This is a genomic window from Porcipelethomonas ammoniilytica (assembly GCF_025567485.1).
Lineage (GTDB): Bacteria > Bacillota > Clostridia > Oscillospirales > Ruminococcaceae > Porcipelethomonas > Porcipelethomonas ammoniilytica.
In genome coordinates this window covers 75,443-98,951 of the sequence record NZ_JAOQKH010000001.1, presented here as the reverse complement: position 1 = coordinate 98,951, position 23,509 = coordinate 75,443, and the positions used below count along the sequence as shown (strand labels likewise).

Sequence of the window (23,509 nt, the reverse complement as noted above, 5' to 3'; positions counted from 1 at the left end):
GAAAGAATATTGACAATATGAAAATTACATGCTACTATAAAAATAACAGGAGGTGTTAGTTATGAAAAGAATAAACTTAAAAAGAATTGCGGCCGCAGTTATAGCGGTTTCATCAGTTTTTGCCGGCGTTTATGGAAGTACCGTTCCAAGTGCAGCGGAACCGGACGAATATCATGACGACTGGCTGCATGTCAATGAAAACGCAGAAATAGTAGATATGTACGGAAATCCGGTATGGCTTACAGGTTGCAATTGGTTCGGATACAATGTAGGCAGTCAGGTTTTTGACGGCGTATGGTCACGGAATATGCACGAAATGCTTACAGAAATTGCAGACCATGGATTTAATCTTCTTCGTGTTCCTATGTCTACTCAGCTGCTGCTTCAATGGAAAAACAACGAACCCGATCCGGCGACGCCAAAAATAAATGAATGGACTAATCCGGAACTGACAGTAGAGGGTGTTGTAGGCGGTAAAGTAAAATACAGCTTTGATGTATGGAATCAGGCAGTGAAATGGTGCAGAGAACTGGGCATAAAAATCATGATTGATATACACAGCGCTGAAACAGCTTCAGCCGGTCATCAGGTCAGCCTATGGTATACTGACAAATATTCCACTGAAGACTGGTATGAAGCTTTAGAATGGCTTACAGATTATTATAAAGACGACGATACGCTTATTGCAATAGATTTGAAAAACGAGCCTCACGGCAAAGCCGACGTTCCGTCGCAAATGGCAAAATGGGACGATTCCAAGGATCCTAACAACTGGAAATATGCTGCCGAGTGCGCTGCGGAAAAAGTACTGGCAATTAATCCAAATCTACTTATAATGGTAGAGGGAATAGAAGTCTACCCTAAAGAAGGCTACGACTGGACTGCTCCGGCAAAAGACTGGACTACTAATACGGAATTTTATTACGGTGCATGGTGGGGCGGAAACTTTCGGGGTGCAAAGGAAAATCCTATTGATTTAGGTGAACATCAAAGTCAGCTGGTATACTCGCCCCATGATTACGGTCCGCTGGTTTATGAACAAAGCTGGTTCCATGAAGGCTTTACACAGGAAAGTATAATGGAAGAATACTGGTATGACAACTGGTTTTATCTTCTAGAAGAAAAAACTGCACCGCTTCTTATGGGCGAATGGGGCGGATTTATAGATGAACAGCACGATCCTGACGGTGCAAATACTAAATGGCTGACCTGTCTCAGAGACTTGATGATCGAGAACAGAATACATCATACTTTTTGGTGCTTTAATGAAAATTCAGGTGATACCGGCGGATTGGTATACGATAATTTCGGAACCTGGGACGAAGATAAATATGCGCTTGTTAAACCTGCATTATGGCAGGACGAAAATGGTAAATTTATAAGTCTTGACCACAAATTCGCAATAGGTGCAAACGGTATTTCACTTTCCGATTATTATTCCGGGGAACAGCCAACACTGCCGTCTGAAAGTATAGATACCTTAATTAAAGGCGATGTTAACAACGATAAAAAAGTAAATATATTTGATTCTGTTGTACTAAAAAGATTTGTTGCAGGCATCGAAACAGATATTGATAAAAATAACGCTGACTTTAATTCGGACGGTAATATAGGCATATCAGATTTGATCCAGCTTAATAAATTTCTGATAAAATATTAATTATTTTTCTGCAAATTAAATATCATATCATTTAAACTGTCAGGAGTTGTAAATTCCAGAAAATCATATTTATGACAGTAATTATTGCAAAGCTCTTTTTGTTCTATATTTAAACCACCGTCTACCAGAATTATCTTATTAATTAAATCTTCATCAATCCACTGCATTTTATTAACAATATGATTAAGTTTTATTTTTATATTTTCATCACTATAAAGTACTACTACAGAAATATTACAGTAATCTGAAATACATTCTTCGCCAAATATATTTTTTAACATTCCGCATGCACATATAAACAAAAATAATGATATAAAAACTATTAGTACAACAATTGTACTGTTCATAACACCACATCCTATCAACATATTTAATATAATATTATGCATTTTTTACGAAAATGTTAATAAACATATTGACTTTATTCCAGTCATGTATTATTATATTTATGGAGGAGAATATGGGATCATATAAATACAAAGTTATAAAGATCGAAGGCGACTATGCTACACTTATCAGAACCGATATTTCCACGGAAGAAACAATGTTTATAGCTCTTGCTCTTCTGCCGTTCGGAACAGATTTGGGTACAGAATTATTATGGGAAAATTTTGAGTATAGTATCCTTTAAATATTTTTTCTTACATTTTAACTTCTTTTTTGATGAAAACTGGTAAATTATGAATTTTACATAAAATTTCTTGACAAAAAGAGGTTTTAATGATATTATTATGTATATTATAAAAATTGGAGGAATTACTTATGAAAAAAACTATTTCAAAGTTAATGGCTACTGCCGGAGCACTTTCTTTACTTGCTTCTGCTATTCCATTTGTAGGCGTAAGCGCTGATGAAGCAGCACCTTTTGAATATGAAAAAGTTGAAGGCGGCGTTGTAGTAACAGCTTGGAACGATATTTCTGTTGAAGAAGCTACAATTCCTGCTACAGTTACTGAAGGCGATGAAGAACTGGCTGTTATTGGTATTGCTGATTATGCTTTTGGTCTTTGCGAAAATCTGGCAGTTGTAAATGTTCCTGATTCACTTAAGCTTGATAACATGGGAAATACAGCTTTCCTGACTTCTACTATGGTTATGGATTTCTTTGACAACGAACTGTCTGAAGCTGCTACAACTGATGATATTATCAGATATGTTGCAGAAAAAGCTGATTACAAGGGCACTGGCGAAAACGGCGCTATTACAGACGCTGACATTAAAGAATTAAGCGTTAAACTTGTAAATCACCTTAATAAGGTTGATATTTCTGCAGCTACTACAGTTAAAGGCAAGCTTATGACATTGATCATGAATATTGACGAAATGGGCTTTTCACAGGCTAACGTTGACAAATTCAATATATATGTTACAGCTATTCCTTATGGTGATTTAACACTTAAGGGTAATGCTGGTACATCTGAAGCTCCAACAGAAATCAAACAGTATGCTGACGGCAAGAACATTAAGTTTACTTCTAATGACTTTATCCCTGGCGATGCTAACGGTGACGGCAAGCTTACAGCTCTTGATGCTGCATTTATTGCTAAGACATTAGCTGATGCAATGGGTAAGCCGGTTTCAATTGATGAATATCCTGCTGCTGACTTCAATGGCGATGGTAAGATTACAGCTCTTGACGCTGCTGCAATCGCTAAGCACCTTGCTGAACAGAGTATTGGCGGTAAATAATTATTTACTGTTTTTACTAAAAAAACTCAATTGAAGATCAAAAATAATTTGATGTACTGCCCACAGGATTTATCCTGTGGGCATCTTTGTTGTATATAAATAATGCCCTGCAAAAAAAAGCAAAGCGTTATAATGTAGTTTATCAATCAAAAGAAAAACGAGTGACTATATAATTATATTGCTTTTATAATAATTTATCAATATAGAAGTACTGTACAAAAAATCAGTAAATAAAACGAAAGATATTTTATCAGCGATTGTAGTTTTCGCCCAGAATTATTAAAAAATCTTGAGTATAATTAGATAATTTTTAAAGGATTTTTCAAGCTTTTTATGATATAATTAATTCATTAAAGGAAAACAGAATGCTTCAAATAGAAAATAAATCTGCATAGTCATTAAGCAAGATTGATATCAGCCATAAAATTACAGATGCGGTTGATATACAAAGCAGACTTATATATCTTTTCACACATGGTATAAATCTGAACGGCCGCAGTTTGTGCTGTGTTGTGAAATGTTTATAATTTTTTGAAAATAAAATTATTATAAAGGAGGTAGTTATCTCGATGTTATTTGAGATTGAGATAATGCGAATGTTATGATTAAAAGAAAAAATCTTGCAAGACTTGCCGCTGCAATTGTTTTTACTGCATCTTGCACAACAACATTTTTATCGCCAATACAGGATCAATCTGAATTAAATGTCGCTTACGCAGAAAGCGCCTATACAGTTCCTGAACTGACGATGAAAAACAAAGCAATTCCTGACACTGAAAGTTTTCATTTTGTAAACTCTATGGGCGCCGGCTTTAACCTCGGAAATACTTTCGATGCTATCAATAACGTAGATGCTGTCGAGGGAGACGCAAATATGTTTCTTGAATATGACTGGCTCAGCGATAAAGAAGCAGGAATTACAACTCATGAAACTATTGACGCGATAAAAGATGCAGGCTTTACAACTGTTCGTATTCCTGTTTCATGGCATAACCATCTTGATTCCGATTTCAATATAAAGTCAGAATGGCTTGAAAAAGTATATGATATCGTTAATTACGCCCTCTCTAGGGATATGTATGTAATCCTTAATATTCACCATGACAATGAAAAAGCTTCGGGCTTTACAAATCCAGACTACGATCCGTCATGGGCTGAAGGTAACAAGGATTGCTACATATACCCTGATAAAGAACATCTAGAATCATCAAAAAATTATGTAACCAAAATATGGGAACAATTAGGAAAAACTTTCAAGGACTGTGATGAACACCTTGTTTTTGAAACAATGAACGAACCTCGTCAGGTCGGTAATGTTCATGAATGGTGGTATGCTGACGATGAATGCTGTCATGAAGCTTTGGAATGTATAACTGAGATCAATCAGGCGGCTGTTGACGCAATAAGAAATAGCGGCGGCAATAACAGTAACCGTTATATTATGGTTCCTGCAACTTCCGCTAAGGCCGAAGCCGCTATGCAGAGCAAATATTTTAAAATGCCTGAAGATTCCGCAAAAGATAAGCTGATACTTTCTATTCATGCTTATGAGCCATTTAATTTCTCTATGGATAAAACAAGCGAAGGTGCACCGACAGAATTCAGTGACACAATGAAAGAATCATTGGACGATATGTTCGATACTCTTTATGTTGCATTTATAAAACAGAATATTCCGGTTGTAATCGGTGAATTCGGTGCAACAAACAGAAATAATACTCAGGCCAGAACTGATCATGCAGCATACTATTATGCAGCTGCAAGAGCTAGAGGTATTACCTGCTGTATGTGGGATAACTCAAATGCGGAAGGCGATAATGAAGCTTATCGTTTCCTTGACAGAACTAACAAAAAATTTATCTATGATTCCATCGCAGAAGCAGCTGAAAAATACGGCGCACCGAGAAAAAGTTTCTCAGGCAGCGATGTAGAGGGTGTTGTAAGTAATACAAACTGTACAATATACCCTGACGGCAAGGTCATGTTCCCCTGCGAAATAGGAGAAAAAGCAGAGATTTATTTTGATATTGATACAACAAAATCTCTCTGCGGCGGCGGTGCTTTATGTTTCAACTTAAACGCTCCTAACGGAAAGAGCTACTGGATAGGATATCCTTTCAGGGCTGGCGTTGAATGGAACTATGAAAAAAATGATAATGTACCTGTTCCTACACTGATCGACCTCACAGATACTTCTATAATGAATGTTAATTGCTGGTCTGAAAACAGACAAGTTACAGATACAGAAGAACTTAAGATGCTTTCAAAACTTTGTCAGGAAAGCACTAGCGCTGAAATTCAGCTTTGGTGGTCTCTTAATCTTAACTGGGGCGACAGACCGGATTCATCTGTAACAGCAGGAAAAACAGAAGAGGAAGTATCTGCGCTTAAGGCTGCTGCCTGCAAAGAAGTTATTGCAGTTATTAACGTAAGACCTATGAGCCTTGAGCTTGATACAAATATGGGTCATGGCTCATGGAATACCAGTCAAGCTTCCGGAGAATATACAATTGACGATATTAATAATTTGCAGAATTTCCTTGTAAACAAAAGTACTCCGAATTTATATGACAAAGATTATGACCTGAACGGCGACGGCGTCTGGAACGCATTTGATTTATGCATTATGAAACAAAAATATATAAATAAGCAAAATGAAGGCAGACCGGTAATTGAAGGCGAAGCGGGTGTAATTACAGAAAATAAAATTACATTTAAATCCGGAATAGGCAGTGAATTGATTCTTGAAGTTGAAAAGAAAGACTGCGTAGGCGGCGGAGGATGTATTTCTTTTATTGAGAATATTGACGATAATGAATACTGGATTGCTTATGAATGGCAAACAAATGATTCCGGAGTAGTCAAGATTGATATGACAAAACCAAATCAGATTACATTGAATGATGTAAAGGTTGAACAAAACGGTAATGAAGAACTTTATAAAAGGCTTACTGAACAATGCATGAATGAAAAGGAAGCTAACCTGTTTTACTGGTGGGTTGCTGAAAGCTGGGGAAACAATTTACCTGAAGGCACAGACTTGACAAAATATATTAAAGTAAGATCAGTTCATATTACATCTCCAATAAATTGATAATGAAATTGCTTTCTTCTTTATCTTATTCCCTCTTAATATATTATAAAACGCACGCCTTATTTTTAGGCGTGCGTTTTTTTGTAAAATGTGTTATAATTAATTTTAAGGAAGTGATATATATGCGTATACTCATTGTAGAAGATGAAAAGGATCTTTCTATGATATTAACTGAAATGCTTGAGATGGAAGGATATTATGTTGATGCAGCATATGACGGAATAAGCGGACTTGATAATGCATTATCAGGAATTTATGATATAATAATTCTGGATATTATGCTGCCTGAAATGGACGGAATTCAGGCGCTTTCTGAAATCCGGAAAAATAATATTAATACACCTGTTTTAATACTTACTGCAAAGTCAGAAATTGAAGATAAGGTAGACGGACTTGAAAGCGGCGCTGATGATTATCTCACAAAACCATTTAATACAAAGGAACTGATGGCAAGAATACGCGCCTTATCTAGACGCAGAGATAAGATATTTTTAGACGAAAATCTTAAATTTGCAGATATAACCCTTGATAAGGAAACACATAATATATATAAAGATGAACAGAAAATAAAACTTACAAAAAAAGAATTTGAAATAATGGAGCTTCTGATTTTAAATAGTGATAAAACTGTTCCAAAGGAAAGACTTACAGTAAAAGTATGGGGATATGATTCGGATATTGAATATAATTCAATTGAAGTATACATTTCATTTCTGAGAAAAAAGCTTAAAGCTATCAATTCAAATGTTCATATCATTACTGTCCGCAGCATTGGATATACAATTAAGGAGCAGAAAAATGGATAAAGAAATAAAACGTCTTAGGAAGAAGTTTTTTATTCTTTCAACTTCAATTTCGTTTGTTATTCTTTTTGTAATGCTGCTGATTTTAAATCTTTTTATGCAGATTTCATATCATAGTGAATTTAAAACCGCAGACGAGATGATAAAACAGACCGCTTATTCCAATATGCCAGATATTGATAAAGAAATAATTTATTTAAAAAATACTGATACAAACGATATCGGCGATCATATTATTCCATATAATCCAAGAACAATTAAAAATATTACGCTCAACGGCGAAATAACTTGTACTGATACAAGCGCTGAATGGTATTGTGCTGGCGGAGGAATTTACTTTGAATTGACCGATGAGCTGGGTAATTCAAAATTAATTCACAAAGAATACAAATTTAATCAGGGCAATACAAAAATAACAGTTGATTTTACGGATAACTCTGATTTTATCTGTAATGAGCAGCCGGTTGCTACGGATATAACAAAAGTGTCGCAGGATAGATTCCTGATTTCTATTGTCTGGTGGACAATGTCAAGCGCTTCAGAAAGTACAAATAACCCTGATGTTAAACTAAATATTGACAGTATAGAAATACAATACAATGAAGATGCTTCTGCTGCATCAGCACAGAATTATAAGGTTAAAATTTGTGACTTTAATGATATTTATCCTTCAGGGATACCTCAGATTTTAAATAATTTCAGATGCTTCTATTTTATAACGGATAAAAACAATAACCTCGTAGAAATTAATAAAGGCAATATTTCTCAAAAAATATCAGAAGCTGATGCAATTTCTTTTTTACAAAGAACTGACAAATCTGATTTTATTGTCAATAATATAAGCTACAATCATGACGTTACAGAAACTGATAAATTCAGGATTCACATATTTATACACAGTACACAGGCTGAAAAAAACATTCGTCAATTATTATTAGTGTCAATTCTATCCGGCGTTATAATATTTATTTTAATACTAGTGATTGTATATATAATATCAGGTAAAGCAGTAAAACCAATAAGCGAAAATTATAGAAGACAGAAAGAATTTATTTCAAATGCTAGCCACGAGCTTAAAACTCCGATTACCGTAATTACAGCAACTGCAGAACTTATGGAAAAGAAAATCGGTTCAAACAGATTTACAAGCTGCATTAAGGTTCAGTCTCAGAAAATGGGCAGACTTGTAAATGAAATGCTAACTCTTTCAAAACTTTCAAATCAAGAAAAAAAACCTGACGATTTTAAGCAATTTGATATAAGCAAGGTTATAGAAAATACAACATTATATTTTGAAAGCAGAGCCTTTGAAGAAAAGAAAGAAATAATATCTGATATACAAAATAATATAAGATTTATCGGCAATCCGGATAAAATAGACGAACTTACAGGAATTTTACTTGATAATGCACTTAAATATTCAGATGAAGAATCTAAGATAAAGCTTTATTTACGGTTAGAAAAAGGTATAATTATACTGACTTGTCAAAATCAATGCAAAAATTTCAATACAGATAATATTCCGCATTTGTTTGAACGTTTTTACCGTGCTGATAAATCGCACTCAAAAGAAAAAGAAGGCTTCGGACTCGGACTTTCAATCGCAAAAGAAATTGTATTGCTTCATAATGGCAGTATTTCTGTTAATTATAAAAATGATGTTATTTCCTTTACTGTAAAATTTTCCATATAAATTAATGACAGCGGACACGTTAATAGTATCCACTTAAAAATATAGCTGCTGAATAACTTTTTTTAAATAGGAAATACTAAATAGAAAATTAAGGAGGAATATTTCAGTTGTTGCAAAAAAACTATTTTAAAGGCTGGTACTTCAAATGTATTAACGATGATCATACAATTGCATTTATTCCGGCATTTCATCGAAGCAATCAGGAAGAAACTGCGTCATTGCAGATAATTACAAACTCTTCTGCTTTTAACATATATTTCGATTCTCTGAAATTTCAAGATAAACAATTATCCGTCAAAATTGGCGAAAACCAATTTTCCGAAAAAGGAATTAACATCAATATTTATACAAAAGACATTATAATACAGGGAAATCTGAATTTCAGTCATCTTTCACCAATCAAGTATGATATTATGGGACCATTTCAATTTATACCATTCATGCAATGCCGACATAGTGTTTACAGTATGAGACATCGAATTGACGGACAAATCAATGTTAATGGACAACTATTGATTTTTAAAAATAGTATGGGATATATTGAAGGAGACTGCGGCCGTTCATTTCCAAATAGATATATTTGGACACAATGTCCCTTCAGCAATGGTTCGCTTATGCTATCCGTTGCGGATATTCCCATATTAGGGGGACATTTTACAGGAATAATCGGTGTCATAATGATGAATAGAAGGGAATATCGCATTGCTACTTATCTTGGTGCAAAAATAAAACGAATAAGCAAAAATTCCGTCACTGTAAAGCAAGGAGATTATGAGCTGAATACAGTATTAATTGAAAAAAATGCTCAGCCGCTTTATGCACCCGATTATGGAAAAATGAGCCGAACAATTCATGAAAGCGCTTCCTGCACAGCATATTATAAATTTACATTTAAAGGTAAAAAACTATGTGAATTTACAAGTAACAGGGCAAGCTTTGAATTTGAATATAATTTGAAGAATTTATAAATATAATGATAATTCTATACCAACTACTTATTTATGCATGGATTTATTAACAAAAAATTAATATATTATTTAAAAGTTATCTATTTTATTTTTTTAAATTTATGGTATAATTTTAAAGTGATAGAACAAAAGAGAAAAAGAAAAAACACTTGAACAAAGAAAGGAGCTGGAGGAATTCCGGCTTTTTTCTTATTATATTACAAAGCCATTCAAAATTGAATGGCTTTTTCTTTTTGGAAAATCTATATGCCTAACAAAGCTTTTGGTTAAATAAAATTTAATAAATATCAGTGCTGATTCTTTGGTTTCAAAGCAACTAAAAAAGTAAATTCTATTTATACAAAAAACCACGATATTTCAAATGAAATATCGTGGTTTAATTTTAATAGTACTTTGTGATATTATAAATTATTTCTGAGGACCCAAATCTGATTCTTCAATAATCTGAAGAACACAATTAATAATTGCTACTGAATCCTTCGTATCAATAGTTGTATCATATACACAATTTGCATTTTCCATAGCTACATCTGACTTAAGAGGATATGCGATATTGTTTAACAGGTATTTATTTAAAGTAACAATATCACTAGAATCAACAAAACCATCTACATTAACGTCACCGTATTTAACTTCATCCAAATCACCTGTAAAGCTTGGAACAGTAACACCTGTACTTTCTGTTGTATCATCTGTTGTACCTACTTCAGTAACAGTAACATTGACTGTTGCAGTCTTATCACCAAATGTTACAGTAATTGTAGCCGTACCTTCACCAACACCAGTAATAGTACCGTTAGCGTCAACTGTCACAACAGAATCATCACTTGATTCAAATGTAGCATCAACTGCTGAACCATTAACTGTTGGCTTTAATGTTTCAGTTTCACCAACTTCAATTTCAACCTTAGAAGGTGTTACAACAAGTTTATCTTCATCTGAATCTGAAACGTTAGGAGCCTCATCCTGAAGGAATGAAACAACCCAAGCAAATGGAGCATTCCAGTTGATTGTAACTTCGTTAACAGACCAAGCTTCAATTGAGTCAACATAGCAACGTTCTGAAGCCAATGTGCCTCTCTTAAATCCAAGAGCCTGAATATATGGATCCTGAAGACCAGCGCCAGGACCACCTGACATTACACCATCCGGAGCAACTGGAAGTGTTGAATCAAGTTCATTAGACCAATATCTGTGGTGAGGTCTGCTGATATGATAGCTACCATAACCAGTTACATAGGAAACTGACAGTGGGTTACGTCCAAGAACATAGTCCATAGCAGTAGAAACACCGTCAATATGCTTCTTATCACCAGTAATATCATAAGCATAAGCCATTACTATTGCATTATTAACAGCAAATGAGTTCGAACCCCATTCAAAACCGTTAACTACTTCATCACCAATATTTACTGAATCTGTAAATGTAGTACCCTGATATGGAATACCATAACCCTGTTCTTCTTCCTTAGCAATATAAAGTTCAGAAGCATCAACAATTGAATTTTTAACCTTGTTTAATTCATCACTAGTAATTGTATCGCCGTTCAAATACAGTGAAAGTGAACCGAGTGAAGCAGTATTGCCCCAGTTAAATGAACCGAAAGAACCGTTATTTTCACCGCCCTCTAGAGTTGAGAGAACCGTAAATGCATCGCCATAATCCTTAATATCTTTGTAATAAGAATCTCCATCTTTACCAAGAGCCTTAGAAGCTGTATAAAGTTCACAAGCTGCCCAGTAAGCGTCATCCTTAACGTTATCATCACCGTAAGCACCGCCGCCTATAGCCTGATCCATAGGAGCGTACAATGGCTGACCATTACCATCTTCTCCAGCCTTTGACTTATCATATTCATAATAATGTTCTTTATAAGCTGCATAACTAGCTACAGCTGCATCGTAATATTCCTGTGCCTTCGCAGAATCAATATCCTGCCACAGACGAGCTGCCTGTGCAGCACAAGCTACGAAGTTCAGTGTTGCTGCAAACGTCGGAGGTTTAACAATACGCTTTGTTTCCCAGCCGCCTTGATCCTTAGGACCATCGTAATTCCAAGGTCTTGTAGCAAGACCGGTCCACTTATGGTCATGAAGCTTATGATATACAAGACCTGCATATTTACCCCATGTAGGTTCATTAGGCTGTACAACCATTTCCATCATCCAGTCAAGTTCAACTGCTGCTTCATCAAGAATATCAGGAACATTATTGCCTGTTTCAGGAATCACAACTGTACCATTACCATCAGCAAATTTATCAGCATTTTCTTCTGCTACTGCTCTTTCATACATATTCTGGAGAGTCCATACAGAAATACCACCGTTAACTACATATTTACCATGGTCACCGGCATCGTACCAACCGCCTGTAGCAGTAATATCAGAACTCTTATATGTTCCAGTAGCTTCATCAGCAGACTTATAAGATTTTATCCACTTTGTTTGAACGGCAGCTGTATCAGTTTTATGACCGCCTATATGAGCCAGTGAAGATTTATCACCTGATGTAATATATTTTTCTTCAATATCAATACCTGAACGGTTCTGATAATAATAGTTCATAGCATTTGTCAGCATATTGTGACCGGATTCACTATAAATATCATCACCAATCTTGAATGGGAAGCTTACATAATCGCCGCACTTGAGATAATATTCACCTGCTGTTGTAAAATCAGAGAAATCAAGAGTATGTACGTTGTCTCCGGAATCAGCATCCAAACCGCCCGGAACTGTATTGCCTTTATATACTGACTTTCCAGTAGCATTATCAATAAGATCAAATTCCAAAGCCGAGTCGCCAAGCTCAATTGATGTAGATCCGTGAATTTTATCACCCTTATTATCACCTAATGTAGCAACCTTAGCAAGCTTTGTAAAATAACCAACCTGGTTTACGGAGATATAGTTATTTTCCAGACCGCTGTTATCACGATTCATAACGCCCAAAGCGCTTAAATTGTCCTGACCGCCTTTCCAGTCGCCTTCAGAGCCTGTTGTATCTTCAATTGACATATTATCAAACCAAATCTCGTCACCGGATTGTGTACAAGGAGTAGGCTGATTTGCGCCAGCACCGCCGTAATGGAATGCCCATTCAACACCTTCTAAGTTTTGAGGACAAGTCCAAGTAGAATCAAACTTTTGCCACTCTGTACTATTAATTGTTATAATTGGATTCCAAGTACCGCCGCCGTGAGGACCTGCATTGTTATTATTCCAGTATTCCTCATCACCTTTAATATTACCGATCTTAGTGTTTATCTGAATACCGGGACGAGAAACCTTAACTTCCCAATGAATCTTATATGTATGACCTGCTTTAAAAGTCAGATTTCTGTGTCTGAACTGAAGATCCCATCTGGATTCACCGCCAGCTGCTGCACCGCCCGGTTCTTTAACAGTAACATGGAATGTTCCGTCACTAGTCAACTCAAATGTCTGCTTAGCCGGGTTAGTTTCACAAGTGTGCCAAGGCAAAGCCTTATAAGTAAAATCATTTTCACCAAGTACCTGTCCGGCAGAAACGCTCATAGGCGCAATTGTTGCAACTGTTGTTGTCAACATTGCAGCAGCCATAAGACTTGCAGTAACTGCCTTTGTAATTTTGTTATGCATTGCATACCCTCCCTAAAAATTAAACAAAAATTTCTGCGATTTCTCGCTCTTTTGTGTATTATTGTATATTTTGTTCAATATACAACAATTTTTAATGAGTCAGTCAAAAACTCATTTTAATCAAAATTAATGTAAACCTATACTCCTCACAAGTTATACAATAAATTTTCATGTTTATTATAATACATCTACACAATCTTGTAAATAGTTTTTTGTAAATTTTGTCATAATGTATGAAAGTCATGAATTGTTTTTGTTTATTTTAACAATAAATTAATACCAAAAGTTTATTTAATTATTTTTCTAACATTTCGGTTACAATTTCTTTTACAATACCAGGATTTGCCTTTCCTTTTGAAGCCTTCATACACTGTCCGACAAGATAACCCAACGCATTTGTTTTACCGTTTTTGTAATCATTTATAGATTTTTCATTGTTTGCAAAAACTTCCTTAACAAGATTTTTAATAAAATCAGTATCGGAATTCTGTGCCAGTCCCTTTGATTCAATTATAGAATCCACATCTCCGCCGTTTTTCATAATCTCATCAAACACTGTTTTTCCGGCAGAATTGGAAATAACACCCTTTTCAATTTTTTCTACTAAAGCGCAAAGATTTTCGGCATTTAAGTTTGTTTCAGAAATAATCTTACCGGTTTCATTAATATATTTTGAGATATCGCTTAATATCCAATTACTGATATTCTTCGGCTTACATATACCCAATAAATTACATTTATCAAATAAAGATGATTTTTCCATGTCCTCGGAAATAAGAGTAGCGTCAATTTGTGAAAGACCATAATCTCTCACATATCTTTTAATTTTTGCGTTTGGAAGCTCGGGTAAAGATTCCTTCAAATCATTTACCATTTTTTCATCTACTGAAATAGTAAGCAAGTCAGGTTCCGGAAAATACCTATAATCCTGAGCGTCCTCTTTAGAACGCATAGGGAAACTCATTCCCTTAGAATCGTCCCATCTTCTTGTTTCCTGAATTACCTTCTCCCCTTTTTCCAGCAGTTCGATCTGTCTTTTTGCCTCATATTCAATACCTCTGACTGCTGCACTGAAACTATTTACATTCTTCATTTCAGATCTTGTACCAAATTCGCTTGAACCCTTTTCCATAACAGAAACATTCACATCACATCTAATTGAACCCTCCTGCATTTTACAGTCAGATATGCCAATATACTGCAATATTGACTTAATAGTTTCCAGATAAGCCTTAGCTTCTGCCGAGCTTCTTATATCAGGTTCCGAAACGATTTCAATAAGAGGTACACCGCATCTGTTCAGGTCAACAAGCGAGCCTGCAAACGATTCGTCATGTAATAATTTTCCGGCGTCTTCTTCAATATGGATTCTCGTAATTCCAACTGTTTTCATTTTTCCGTCTACCATAAATTCAAGGCTTCCGTGTTCACAAAGAGGAATATCAGCCTGAGAAATCTGGTATGCCTTAGGAAGATCTGGATAAAAATAATTTTTTCTGTCCTGTCTGCACAGAGTATTAATAGTACAGTTGAGAGCATGTCCCATTTTTATTGCATACTCAACCACCTTTTCATTTAAGGTCGGCAGTGTTCCGGGCATTCCCATGCAGATAGGGCAAACCTGAGTATTCACTTCAAGTCCGAATGCATTTTTACAGTCGCAGAAAATTTTAGATTCCGTATTCAGTTCTGCATGAACCTCAAGACCTACAACTATTTCGTAATCCTTCATTGTTTTTCCTCCTTAAAGTGCTTTTGACAGAACGTCAAATCCGCCGCAGATTTTTTCATAAGTATAAGCTGTATTCAGAAGCGTCTGCTCGCTGAACTTGTCCCCGATAAGTTGAAGTCCCATAGGCATTCCTGCACTGTCTTTACCGCATGGGAGACTAATTGCAGGAAGTCCGGCAATATTTACCGTTACTGTACACACATCATTGTAATACATTTTAATAGGGTCGCCTATATTTTCACCGATTTTAAAAGCTGATGCCGGAACTGTAGGCGTAGCAATAATGTCACATTCTTTAAAAGCATTGGAAAATTCTTGAGAAATCTGATTTTGAACTCTTTTTGCTTTTTTATAGTAAGCGTCAAAGTATCCGGAACTCAAAACAAAAGTACCAAGCATGATTCTTCGTTTAACTTCGTCACCGAATCCTTCACTTCTTGTCTTTTCATACATATCAACCAAACCGTCATATTCAGATGTTCTGTAGCCATACTTTACACCGTCGAATCTTGCAAGATTTGATGAAGCCTCTGCTGACGCAATAATATAGTATGTGTTAATTGCATATTCTGTACTCGGCAAAGAAATTTCCTTTATAACTGCACCCTGTAATTCAAATTCTTTAACGGCTTTCATTACCGATTCCTTTACCTGAGAATCAATTCCCTCACCGAAATACTCTTTAGGTATACCTATTTTTAGACCTTTTGCATTTTCTTTAAGTGCAGCCGCATAGTCAGGATATTCAATATTTTTAGAAGTTGCGTCGTATCTGTCATGACCGCAGATAAGGCTCTGAAGCATTGCCACATCTTTAACGGATTTACCCAGAGGTCCTATCTGATCCAATGAGGAAGCAAACGCTACTAACCCATATCTGGAAACGCTGCCATAAGTAGGTTTCATTCCCACAACACCGCAAAGTGCAGCAGGCTGACGTATAGAACCACCTGTATCTGAACCAAGTGTAAGTATTGCCTCACCGGCAGCAACAGCGGCAGCGGAACCGCCTGACGAACCGCCCGGAACACATTCTGTATTATAAGGATTTCTTGTCAGATGCATATAGGACGTTTCTGTAGAAGAACCCATTGCAAATTCGTCCATATTCATTTTACCAATAACTGTCATTCCGGCATTATTTATCTTATTCATTACAGTAGCATCAAAAGGAGGAACGTAATTCTCAAGCATTTTTGAAGAACAAGTCGTCCTGATTCCTTTTGTAGAAATATTATCTTTAATTCCTATAGGAATACCTGCAAGCGGATGAAGCTTTTCTCCCGCTGCCATTGCTTTATCAATTTTCTTTGCATTTTCCTTTGCAGATTCTTCCGCTACAGTTACATAAGCACCAATTTTATTTTCAGTTTCATTTATTCTTGCTAATACATCATTGCATAATTCCACAGCGCTGCATTCTTTATTTTTAAGCATTTCTGACAGCTCTGAAGCTGTTTTTTCATATAATCTCATTGTAAACTCCTTTATTCAACAGTTTTCGGAACTACCAGACAGCCTGCCTGAACCTCCGGTGCATTTTTCAGCAGTTCTTCACGTTTGAATTTATCAGTAACCGCTTTATCTTCCCTTAAAGTCATAGTATCCTTAGGGTTCAGATCAAGCGTGCCCTCAACATCAGGCAGTCTGTCGACCATGTTAACAATAGATTCCATATCCTTTTCAAATTTTTCAAGCTTATCATCTTCTATTCTCAAGCGTGACAGCTTCGCAATATGTTTAATGTCAATTTTCATATCTACCATCCTTTTACATTGATATATTAATAAGCTCTTGTTCGCTTATAATTTCTATTCCCAATTCCTGTGCCTTCACAAGCTTGCTTCCAGCGTCTTCTCCCGCAACAACATAATCAGTTTTCTTTGAAACAGATGAGGAAACCTTTCCGCCAAGCTTTTCAATTAAGGACTGAGCCTCTTTTCTTTTCATAGTCGGCAAAGTACCTGTAAGAACGAAAGTCTTACCCTTGAATCTTCCGTCTCCTCCGGATACGGAAGATCTATAAATCATATTTACTCCGTATTCTCTCAATCTATTGACAAGTTCAATCCTATGAGTTTCTTTAAAAGCCTTAACCACATTTTCTGCCATAACGTTTCCGAACCCGTCTATTTCTGATATTTCTTTAGCGTCTGCATTCATAATAGAATCAATATTACCGAATTTTTCACATAAAAGCCTTGCAGCCTTTACTCCTATATTCCGTATACCAAGTGCAAACAAAAGACGGTCAAGATTATTACTTTTTGAATTTTCAATTGCTTTAAGAAGATTTTTAGCAGACTTTTCTGCAAATCTCTCCAAAGATTCAAGCTGATCATATTCAATACAGTATAAATCTGCTACCGACTTAATAAGTTCTTTTTCCAAAAGAACCTGTACAATAGCAGGTCCGAGACCGTCAATATTCATAGCATCCTTTGAAGCAAAGTGAATAATATTTTTTAAAAGCTGTGCCGGACAGTCAGTATTAGGACATCGCAGCACACTTTCATCTTCATATCTGACCGCAGACGTTCCGCAAACAGGACATTCCGAAGGAAGTGAAAACCTCATAGAATTCTCATCATGACATACAGTTTTAATAACCTCCGGAATAATTTCTCCGGCTTTTCTTACCAATATAGTATCTCCGATTCTGATATCTCTTTCATCAATAAACTGCTGATTGTGCAGTACTGCTCTGGAAACACTTGTCCCAGCCAGATTTACCGGTTCAAAAACAGCCACTGGCGTTATTGCGCCTGTTCTTCCAACATTTACCTCAATATCAAGAAGCTTTGTTTCTTTTTCTTCCGGAGGAAATTTATAAGCGATTGCCCATTTCGGTACTTTTGCAGTAGATCCCATTATTTCCCTCTGTTCAAAATTATTGACTTTAATTACAACACCGTCAATATCAAAAGAGTAATTATTCCTGCTTTCACCGATTTTATTTATTTCAGCAATAATTTCTTCATAATTTCTGCATTCAATATAACTTGGTATAACCTTAAACCCCAAAGATTTCATATAGTCCAGTGATTCTTTATGAGATAATATATTTTTACCTTCAATTTGCTGTAAATTAAATACAAAAATATCAAGTTTTCTTTGTGCAGTAATTTTAGAATCTTTTTGGCGAAGAGAGCCTGCGGCTGCATTTCTTGGGTTTTTAAAAGGTTGTTCATCATTCAGTTCCTGTTTTTCTATAAGCTCAGTAAAGCTTTTACGGGGCATATAAACTTCACCCCTAACCTCTATTAATGGAACTGATTCATTCAGGATAAGCGGTATTGACTTTATAGTTTTAAGATTATTTGTTACATTTTCTCCCTCAAAACCATTTCCACGGGTTGAACCGATTTTCATCTCTCCGTTTACATACTCCAATGATACAGATAAGCCGTCAATTTTAGGTTCGACAACAAATACAGGAGCATCAAGCTGTTCAAAGCATTTTTCAATAAAGTTTCTCACTTCATCAAAAGAAAAAACATCCTGAAGGCTTCCCATCTGTACCTTGTGCTCAACTTTTTCAAATGTGTTAAGAGCCTCTCCCCCCACACGCTTTGTAGGAGAATTTTCAAAAGCAAATTCAGGATATTCATTCTCAAGCTTTTTCAGTTCCTGCATCATCATATCATATTCATAATCCGAAATCACAGGATTATCCATCACATAATAATTTTTATTATGTCTTTCAATTTCCGCAGACAATTTTTTTATTTTATCAAGTATTTCCGAACTATTCATAATCTCTCCGTTTTTTACTAACTTTACAATAAATACATTGTTTATTATACCACGATTATGCAATATTTTCAACTTATTTTTTCAAATTAAAGCTCGTATTATGTATTTTAGGATATATTTTCTCCTATGATTCCGTCAGGTACTTCTCCGATAATTACAGATTCAGCTAAAATACAATTTAATTGTACGCTGGTATTACAGCTTCCTGAAGGAAACACAGCTGTAATATCAGCCGTAATATTCATAGAAATTTTATGACACGACTGATTAATTCCGGCAGAAGTTAACTCACTGTTCAGCGCCGACGATACTGATCCGGACGGAAGAAATTTTATTTCAATTTCCGGACCCCGTCCGCTGAACAAATATGAACCGCTGACAGTCCCCAATGGTATTTTAATTTTATTTTTGCTGTTATTTAATAATTGACGGTTAATATCGGATATAATCTGTGTTTGAAGAATATTTAATTTATCAGTTTTAACCTTTACTGAAGACAGTTTATTATCTGCGTCATAAAGTTCATAAACTAAATCTGAATATTCTGTGTTATTATCATTAAGCGTCTTGCTGACGCTTTTATTTATAATTTCTGACACAGATATATTACAGTAATATATACTTATCTGTTCTATCTTGTTCTTTATTTTAATGTCAATACAAATTACTGTTATTATTATAATAGCCGTAAATACTGCGGCAATAAATATTTTTCTTTTATTTAATTTCTTTCTTGATCTCATTTTCTACACATACCTCTTTTATAATTTAACGGACGGTCTTATGACCGTCCCGATAAAATTATATATCCTGACAACCGCAGTCATCCTGACTGATACTGCGTTCTGCCGGATAAGTACATCCGCAATTATTATTATTTTCAAGTTTTGAAGGTGAAAATTCCTCTACCGGAAATTTAATTTTATCAAATATTTCACACGGACTTGCCATATCTGCACAGCATTCCTTTTGAGGTATTGTATAATTGTAAGTTGGTACCATTATGGTAACCGGTCTAGTCAATTCAACAACATAGAATAAACCCAACGTCAAGACAACATCTCTCTGAGGTCTTGGAGGAGGCAACTGAAATTCGCTGCTTTCACTGCATCCGCAATCACAGTGCTGACATCCCTTAACAATTTTAGCTTCAAGTACGATCGGCGAAACAACCTGAACAGCGGCAGACGGCGGATTAATAGTGTTGCAGCAGCTTCCTGTGGTTCCTATTGATGTACCGTCGCTGTAAAATGTTTTAGAGTTTGTTTCACTGCCATAAAGTATGCAGTTTTTGCTGACTGTTGCCGTACCGGTAAGAATAACGGGATCACCACAGGCTTTTTCATAACCTAAAAGCTGAACGTCCAGTGAAAAGGTCAAATCAACCGAAAAGAATCCCTTATTAAACGGTATTTCTTCAACATTCATACATACGTCTGAAACTGTTATACATCTTGATTTAACTATTGCTATTTCCGGCGGAAGTTTACAGTCAAGATTAACCTGAACGCCGGTAACGCAGTCTTTGTCACTGCAACTGTCAAATACTCTGTTAACTTTAATTGGAACAGCGTCACAGTCGTTAAAATGACGAGTATATTCGCTCATAAAAAAAGTCCTCCTATTATATACTAAAGTTTCAAAATTTTTTGAACACTTCTATATATAATATTCAGACTTGAAACGAATTGTTACAAAATCAAGTATTTTTATCAACCTGATGAAATTTTTTTAAGTTTCCGATCTTTTCATTTCGTTCTTCCAGAACCTTTTCTACCTCTGACCATTCAAGTCCTTGATTTGCACAAAGCACCATTACATGATACAGTAAATCATTTATTTCATTTTTCAGTTCATCATTATCTTTATTTTTAGCTGCAATTATTGTTTCAGAAGCTTCTTCACCGATCTTCTTGCAGATTTTATCTACACCTTTTTCAAAAAGATAGCAGGTATAAGAATTTTCCCGAGCAGTACCATTTTCATAATCTTTTTTTCTCTGCTTGATTACTTCAAAAATTTCTTCATAAACTGTCATTTTTATTCTCCCTCATAAATATTATTAAAAAAACAACTGTATTCTCCGGTATGACAGGCAACGCCCGTCTGTTTAACATTTACAAGCAGTGTATCATCATCACAATCGCTGTAAATGCTTACTATTTTTTGCAAATGACCTGATGTTGCGCCTTTATTCCACAGTTCCTGCCTTGAACGGCTCCAGAACCATGTGTATCCTGTCTCCAAAGTTTTTCTAAGACTTTCCTCATTCATATAGGCAAGCATAAGAACAGTTTTAGTATCTGCCTCATATACAATTGCCGGTATCAGTTCGCTCTTGACAAAATATTTGTCAAGGTTATTTAAATTCACTTTTATTTTTTCCATTGTAAATTGCCTTTCTATTTATCTCACAATAATTCCTTTGCTTCTGCAATAATCCTTAACCTCGCCAACAGTGAGTTCCTTAAAATGGAAAAGCGAAGCGGCAAGTGCGGCAGTAGCACCGGTTTTTTCAAACACCTCTGAAAAATCATCAATTTTTCCGGCGCCGCCGCTTGCTATCACCGGAATATTTACAGCGCTGCAAACAGCGTCAAGCATTGGAATATCAAATCCGGCTTTAGTTCCGTCGGCATCAATGGAATTAAGGCATATTTCCCCCGCACCAAGCTGTTCGATTTGCTTTACCCAATCTATAAGGTCAAGCTTCATATCAACACGACCGCCGTTTATAAAGACAGTCCATTTTTTATCGGAAATTCTTTTTGCATCGATACCAACGCATATGCACTGGCTTCCAAAAATATCAGCCCCGTCTTTTATTAACTGCGGATTCTGTACAGCCTGTGAATTTACAGAAACCTTATCTGCACCTGCCCTTAACGCATCACGGATATCATCAACCGTTTTAATTCCTCCGCCCACTGTAAGCGGTACAAATACTTTTTTAGCAGTTTCTCTTACAACGTCAAGGAAAACACCTCTGCCTTCAAATGAAGCTGTTATGTCATAAAATACTATTTCATCAGCGCCCTGTTTATTATATTCCTCAGCAGATAAAACCGGATCGCCTACATCTTTAATTCCTTCAAAATTTACTCCCTTGACTACCTTTCCGTTTCTCACGTCAAGGCAAGGAATAATTCTCTTTGCAAGCATTTATGCTCCCTCCCCTATTTCAACAGCTTCTTTCAGATCAAGAGTACCTTTATAAATGGATTTTCCGCAAATTGTACCGTAAAGTCCGAGTTTTTTACATTCTTTTATATCTTCAATTGTATGAACTCCTCCGCTTGCAATTATTTTACACTGCCCTTTTGTTGCCTTTGAAAGCTCTGCCAACTGAATGGTATTTACGCCTGAAAGCGTACCGTCTTTAGAAATATCCGTTACGATAAAATATTTCACACCGATTTCAATCATTTTCTTTGCAAGATCTATATAATGGACGTCAGATGATTCAAGCCATCCCTCGGTTGCAACCATACCGTTTTTTGAATCAATTCCAACAGCGATTTTTTCACAGCCGAATTTATTCACTGCATCTTTTACAAGCTGAGGATTTTTCAAAGCTGCTGAACCTATTATTACTCTTGAAATTCCCATTGCAAGGTATTCCTCAATGGTTTCAAGATTCCTTATTCCTCCGCCCACTTCGACTTTCAATGAGGTTTTAGTCGCTACATCTTTATAAATCTTAGTATTTACCGGTTTTCCTTCCTTTGCGCCGTCAAGGTCTACCATATGTATCCATGAAGCGCCTGCCTTTTCAAAACCTTTTGCTGTCTCCATATAATCTGCCGCTACTTTTTCAACTGTAGAAAAATCGCCCTTAAAAAGTCTGACGCAGTTTCCGTCCTTAATATCTATTGCAGGTAAAATTATCATTTAATAAGTCCTCCGAAGTTTTTAAGAATTTTAAGACCGGTATCTCCGCTCTTTTCAGGATGAAATTGTGCTCCGTATACAGTATTTCCATCGTATACCAGTGCAGGTACTCTGCCGCCATATACGGAATATGCCGCTATATTTTTATCCTCGCACTCAGCCTTATAGGAATGAACAAAATAAACATAGCTGTTATCGTCTAGTCCTGCAAGCAATGGACAGTCGTTTAAAACCTCAAGCTTATTCCAACCCATATGAGGAATAATCAGTTCCCGTTCTTCCATTTTTCTGACGCTGCCTGGAATCAAACCCAGTCCGTCACACTCTTCAAATTCATATCCTTTTTGAAATATAAGCTGCATTCCAAGGCAAATTCCTAAAAACGGTTTTTTCTTTGACTCAGTTTTAATAGTCTCTGTTAAACCGCTTTGTTCAAGCATTTTCATAGCGCTGGGAAATGCTCCTACTCCCGGAAGTATAAGTCCGTCGGCTTTTTCAATATCTTCTTTTTTATTTGTAAGTAATGAATCAAAGCCTAAATAATCCAGTGCATTTTTTACACTGAAAATATTTCCGGCGCCATAATCAATTACAGCAATCAT

The 23,509-nt window shown here is 35.8% G+C and carries 20 protein-coding genes; 7 read left to right on the top strand and 13 right to left on the bottom strand.

All coding sequences use genetic code 11. The features are described 5' to 3' along the window. Positions 1-61: 61 nt before the first annotated feature. A complete protein-coding gene (locus OCV67_RS00455; RefSeq protein WP_147641886.1) occupies positions 62-1,660 on the top strand; it encodes a cellulase family glycosylhydrolase in 1,599 nt (532 codons plus the stop codon). Here the strand turns inward: OCV67_RS00455 and OCV67_RS00450 are convergent. Continuing rightward, complete coding sequence (locus OCV67_RS00450; RefSeq protein WP_147641885.1) at positions 1,657-2,007, bottom strand: hypothetical protein; 351 nt, start codon at positions 2,005-2,007, stop codon at positions 1,657-1,659. The two genes, OCV67_RS00455 and OCV67_RS00450, sit on opposite strands and share 4 nt — an antisense overlap. Positions 2,008-2,120: 113 nt before the next feature. Here OCV67_RS00450 and OCV67_RS00445 point away from each other — a divergent pair, with 113 nt between their 5' ends. From OCV67_RS00445 to OCV67_RS00420, 6 genes are all read left to right on the top strand, one after another. Next, positions 2,121-2,291, top strand: coding sequence for a hypothetical protein (locus tag OCV67_RS00445; RefSeq protein ID WP_178084943.1), 171 nt, complete (start codon positions 2,121-2,123; stop codon positions 2,289-2,291). A 131-nt stretch (positions 2,292-2,422) separates the two neighbouring features. Further along, on the top strand, positions 2,423-3,349 hold the full coding sequence (locus tag OCV67_RS00440) for a dockerin type I repeat-containing protein (RefSeq protein ID WP_147641884.1): 927 nt from the start codon (positions 2,423-2,425) through the stop codon (positions 3,347-3,349). A gap of 601 nt (positions 3,350-3,950) precedes the next feature. After that, positions 3,951-6,443, top strand: coding sequence for a cellulase family glycosylhydrolase (locus OCV67_RS00435; RefSeq protein ID WP_147641883.1), 2,493 nt, complete (start codon positions 3,951-3,953; stop codon positions 6,441-6,443). Positions 6,444-6,565: 122 nt separating this feature from the next. Continuing rightward, a complete protein-coding gene (locus OCV67_RS00430) occupies positions 6,566-7,249 on the top strand; it encodes a response regulator transcription factor (protein ID WP_147641882.1) in 684 nt (227 codons plus the stop codon). Continuing rightward, positions 7,242-8,939, top strand: coding sequence for a sensor histidine kinase (locus OCV67_RS00425; RefSeq protein ID WP_178084942.1), 1,698 nt, complete (start codon positions 7,242-7,244; stop codon positions 8,937-8,939). Before OCV67_RS00430 ends, OCV67_RS00425 begins: the two co-directional genes overlap by 8 nt. A 107-nt stretch (positions 8,940-9,046) precedes the next feature. Beyond that, positions 9,047-9,907, top strand: a complete 861-nt coding sequence (locus tag OCV67_RS00420) for a hypothetical protein (protein WP_262644117.1) — start codon at positions 9,047-9,049, stop codon at positions 9,905-9,907. A gap of 408 nt (positions 9,908-10,315) precedes the next feature. Here OCV67_RS00420 and OCV67_RS00415 read toward each other — a convergent pair whose 3' ends face one another. From OCV67_RS00415 to hisH, 12 genes are all read right to left on the bottom strand, one after another. Beyond that, on the bottom strand, positions 10,316-13,528 hold the full coding sequence (locus tag OCV67_RS00415; RefSeq protein ID WP_147641880.1) for a glycoside hydrolase family 9 protein: 3,213 nt from the start codon (positions 13,526-13,528) through the stop codon (positions 10,316-10,318). Positions 13,529-13,823: 295 nt separating this feature from the next. Next, a complete protein-coding gene (gatB, locus tag OCV67_RS00410) occupies positions 13,824-15,260 on the bottom strand; it encodes an Asp-tRNA(Asn)/Glu-tRNA(Gln) amidotransferase subunit GatB (RefSeq protein WP_147641879.1) in 1,437 nt (478 codons plus the stop codon). A gap of 12 nt (positions 15,261-15,272) precedes the next feature. Beyond that, positions 15,273-16,736 carry an Asp-tRNA(Asn)/Glu-tRNA(Gln) amidotransferase subunit GatA gene (gatA, locus tag OCV67_RS00405; protein ID WP_147641878.1) on the bottom strand — a complete coding sequence of 488 codons (1,464 nt, stop codon included), beginning with the start codon at positions 16,734-16,736 and terminating at the stop codon, positions 15,273-15,275. Positions 16,737-16,747: 11 nt separating this feature from the next. Continuing rightward, the gene (gene gatC / locus OCV67_RS00400; protein ID WP_147641877.1) at positions 16,748-17,017 is read right to left on the bottom strand and encodes an Asp-tRNA(Asn)/Glu-tRNA(Gln) amidotransferase subunit GatC; all 270 of its coding nucleotides are present in this window, start codon (positions 17,015-17,017) and stop codon (positions 16,748-16,750) included. 13 nt (positions 17,018-17,030) lie between these two features. Further along, positions 17,031-19,016, bottom strand: coding sequence for an NAD-dependent DNA ligase LigA (gene ligA / locus OCV67_RS00395; protein ID WP_147641876.1), 1,986 nt, complete (start codon positions 19,014-19,016; stop codon positions 17,031-17,033). 107 nt (positions 19,017-19,123) lie between these two features. After that, on the bottom strand, positions 19,124-19,759 hold the full coding sequence (locus OCV67_RS00390) for a sporulation protein YunB (RefSeq protein WP_147641875.1): 636 nt from the start codon (positions 19,757-19,759) through the stop codon (positions 19,124-19,126). 58 nt (positions 19,760-19,817) lie between these two features. Next, positions 19,818-20,624, bottom strand: a complete 807-nt coding sequence (locus OCV67_RS00385) for a hypothetical protein (RefSeq protein ID WP_147641874.1) — start codon at positions 20,622-20,624, stop codon at positions 19,818-19,820. A 91-nt stretch (positions 20,625-20,715) separates the two neighbouring features. Beyond that, positions 20,716-21,054 carry a phosphoribosyl-ATP diphosphatase gene (gene hisE / locus OCV67_RS00380; RefSeq protein WP_147641873.1) on the bottom strand — a complete coding sequence of 113 codons (339 nt, stop codon included), beginning with the start codon at positions 21,052-21,054 and terminating at the stop codon, positions 20,716-20,718. Between the two features lie 2 nt (positions 21,055-21,056). Beyond that, positions 21,057-21,404, bottom strand: coding sequence for a phosphoribosyl-AMP cyclohydrolase (gene hisI, locus OCV67_RS00375; protein ID WP_147641872.1), 348 nt, complete (start codon positions 21,402-21,404; stop codon positions 21,057-21,059). A gap of 18 nt (positions 21,405-21,422) precedes the next feature. Continuing rightward, the gene (gene hisF / locus OCV67_RS00370) at positions 21,423-22,178 is read right to left on the bottom strand and encodes an imidazole glycerol phosphate synthase subunit HisF (RefSeq protein ID WP_147641871.1); all 756 of its coding nucleotides are present in this window, start codon (positions 22,176-22,178) and stop codon (positions 21,423-21,425) included. Then, positions 22,179-22,907 carry a 1-(5-phosphoribosyl)-5-[(5-phosphoribosylamino)methylideneamino]imidazole-4-carboxamide isomerase gene (hisA, locus tag OCV67_RS00365; RefSeq protein ID WP_147641870.1) on the bottom strand — a complete coding sequence of 243 codons (729 nt, stop codon included), beginning with the start codon at positions 22,905-22,907 and terminating at the stop codon, positions 22,179-22,181. Continuing rightward, on the bottom strand, positions 22,904-23,509 hold the full coding sequence (hisH, locus tag OCV67_RS00360) for an imidazole glycerol phosphate synthase subunit HisH (RefSeq protein WP_147641869.1): 606 nt from the start codon (positions 23,507-23,509) through the stop codon (positions 22,904-22,906). The genes hisA and hisH overlap by 4 nt, the downstream gene beginning before the upstream one ends.

Coding starts and splice junctions, on each gene's coding strand:
- OCV67_RS00390 (WP_147641875.1), bottom strand. CDS start 19,759: ATGAGATCAAGAAAGAAATTAAATAAAAGAAAAATATTTATTGCCGCA.
- OCV67_RS00385 (WP_147641874.1), bottom strand. CDS start 20,624: ATGAGCGAATATACTCGTCATTTTAACGACTGTGACGCTGTTCCAATT.
- OCV67_RS00450 (WP_147641885.1), bottom strand. CDS start 2,007: ATGAACAGTACAATTGTTGTACTAATAGTTTTTATATCATTATTTTTG.
- hisA (WP_147641870.1), bottom strand. CDS start 22,907: ATGATAATTTTACCTGCAATAGATATTAAGGACGGAAACTGCGTCAGA.
- OCV67_RS00455 (WP_147641886.1), top strand. CDS start 62: ATGAAAAGAATAAACTTAAAAAGAATTGCGGCCGCAGTTATAGCGGTT.
- hisE (WP_147641873.1), bottom strand. CDS start 21,054: ATGACAGTTTATGAAGAAATTTTTGAAGTAATCAAGCAGAGAAAAAAA.
- ligA (WP_147641876.1), bottom strand. CDS start 19,016: ATGAATAGTTCGGAAATACTTGATAAAATAAAAAAATTGTCTGCGGAA.
- gatB (WP_147641879.1), bottom strand. CDS start 15,260: ATGAAGGATTACGAAATAGTTGTAGGTCTTGAGGTTCATGCAGAACTG.
- OCV67_RS00435 (WP_147641883.1), top strand. CDS start 3,951: ATGATTAAAAGAAAAAATCTTGCAAGACTTGCCGCTGCAATTGTTTTT.
- hisH (WP_147641869.1), bottom strand. CDS start 23,509: ATGATTGCTGTAATTGATTATGGCGCCGGAAATATTTTCAGTGTAAAA.
- gatC (WP_147641877.1), bottom strand. CDS start 17,017: ATGAAAATTGACATTAAACATATTGCGAAGCTGTCACGCTTGAGAATA.
- OCV67_RS00445 (WP_178084943.1), top strand. CDS start 2,121: ATGGGATCATATAAATACAAAGTTATAAAGATCGAAGGCGACTATGCT.
- OCV67_RS00440 (WP_147641884.1), top strand. CDS start 2,423: ATGAAAAAAACTATTTCAAAGTTAATGGCTACTGCCGGAGCACTTTCT.
- OCV67_RS00415 (WP_147641880.1), bottom strand. CDS start 13,528: ATGCATAACAAAATTACAAAGGCAGTTACTGCAAGTCTTATGGCTGCT.
- gatA (WP_147641878.1), bottom strand. CDS start 16,736: ATGAGATTATATGAAAAAACAGCTTCAGAGCTGTCAGAAATGCTTAAA.
- hisF (WP_147641871.1), bottom strand. CDS start 22,178: ATGCTTGCAAAGAGAATTATTCCTTGCCTTGACGTGAGAAACGGAAAG.
- OCV67_RS00425 (WP_178084942.1), top strand. CDS start 7,242: ATGGATAAAGAAATAAAACGTCTTAGGAAGAAGTTTTTTATTCTTTCA.
- hisI (WP_147641872.1), bottom strand. CDS start 21,404: ATGGAAAAAATAAAAGTGAATTTAAATAACCTTGACAAATATTTTGTC.
- OCV67_RS00430 (WP_147641882.1), top strand. CDS start 6,566: ATGCGTATACTCATTGTAGAAGATGAAAAGGATCTTTCTATGATATTA.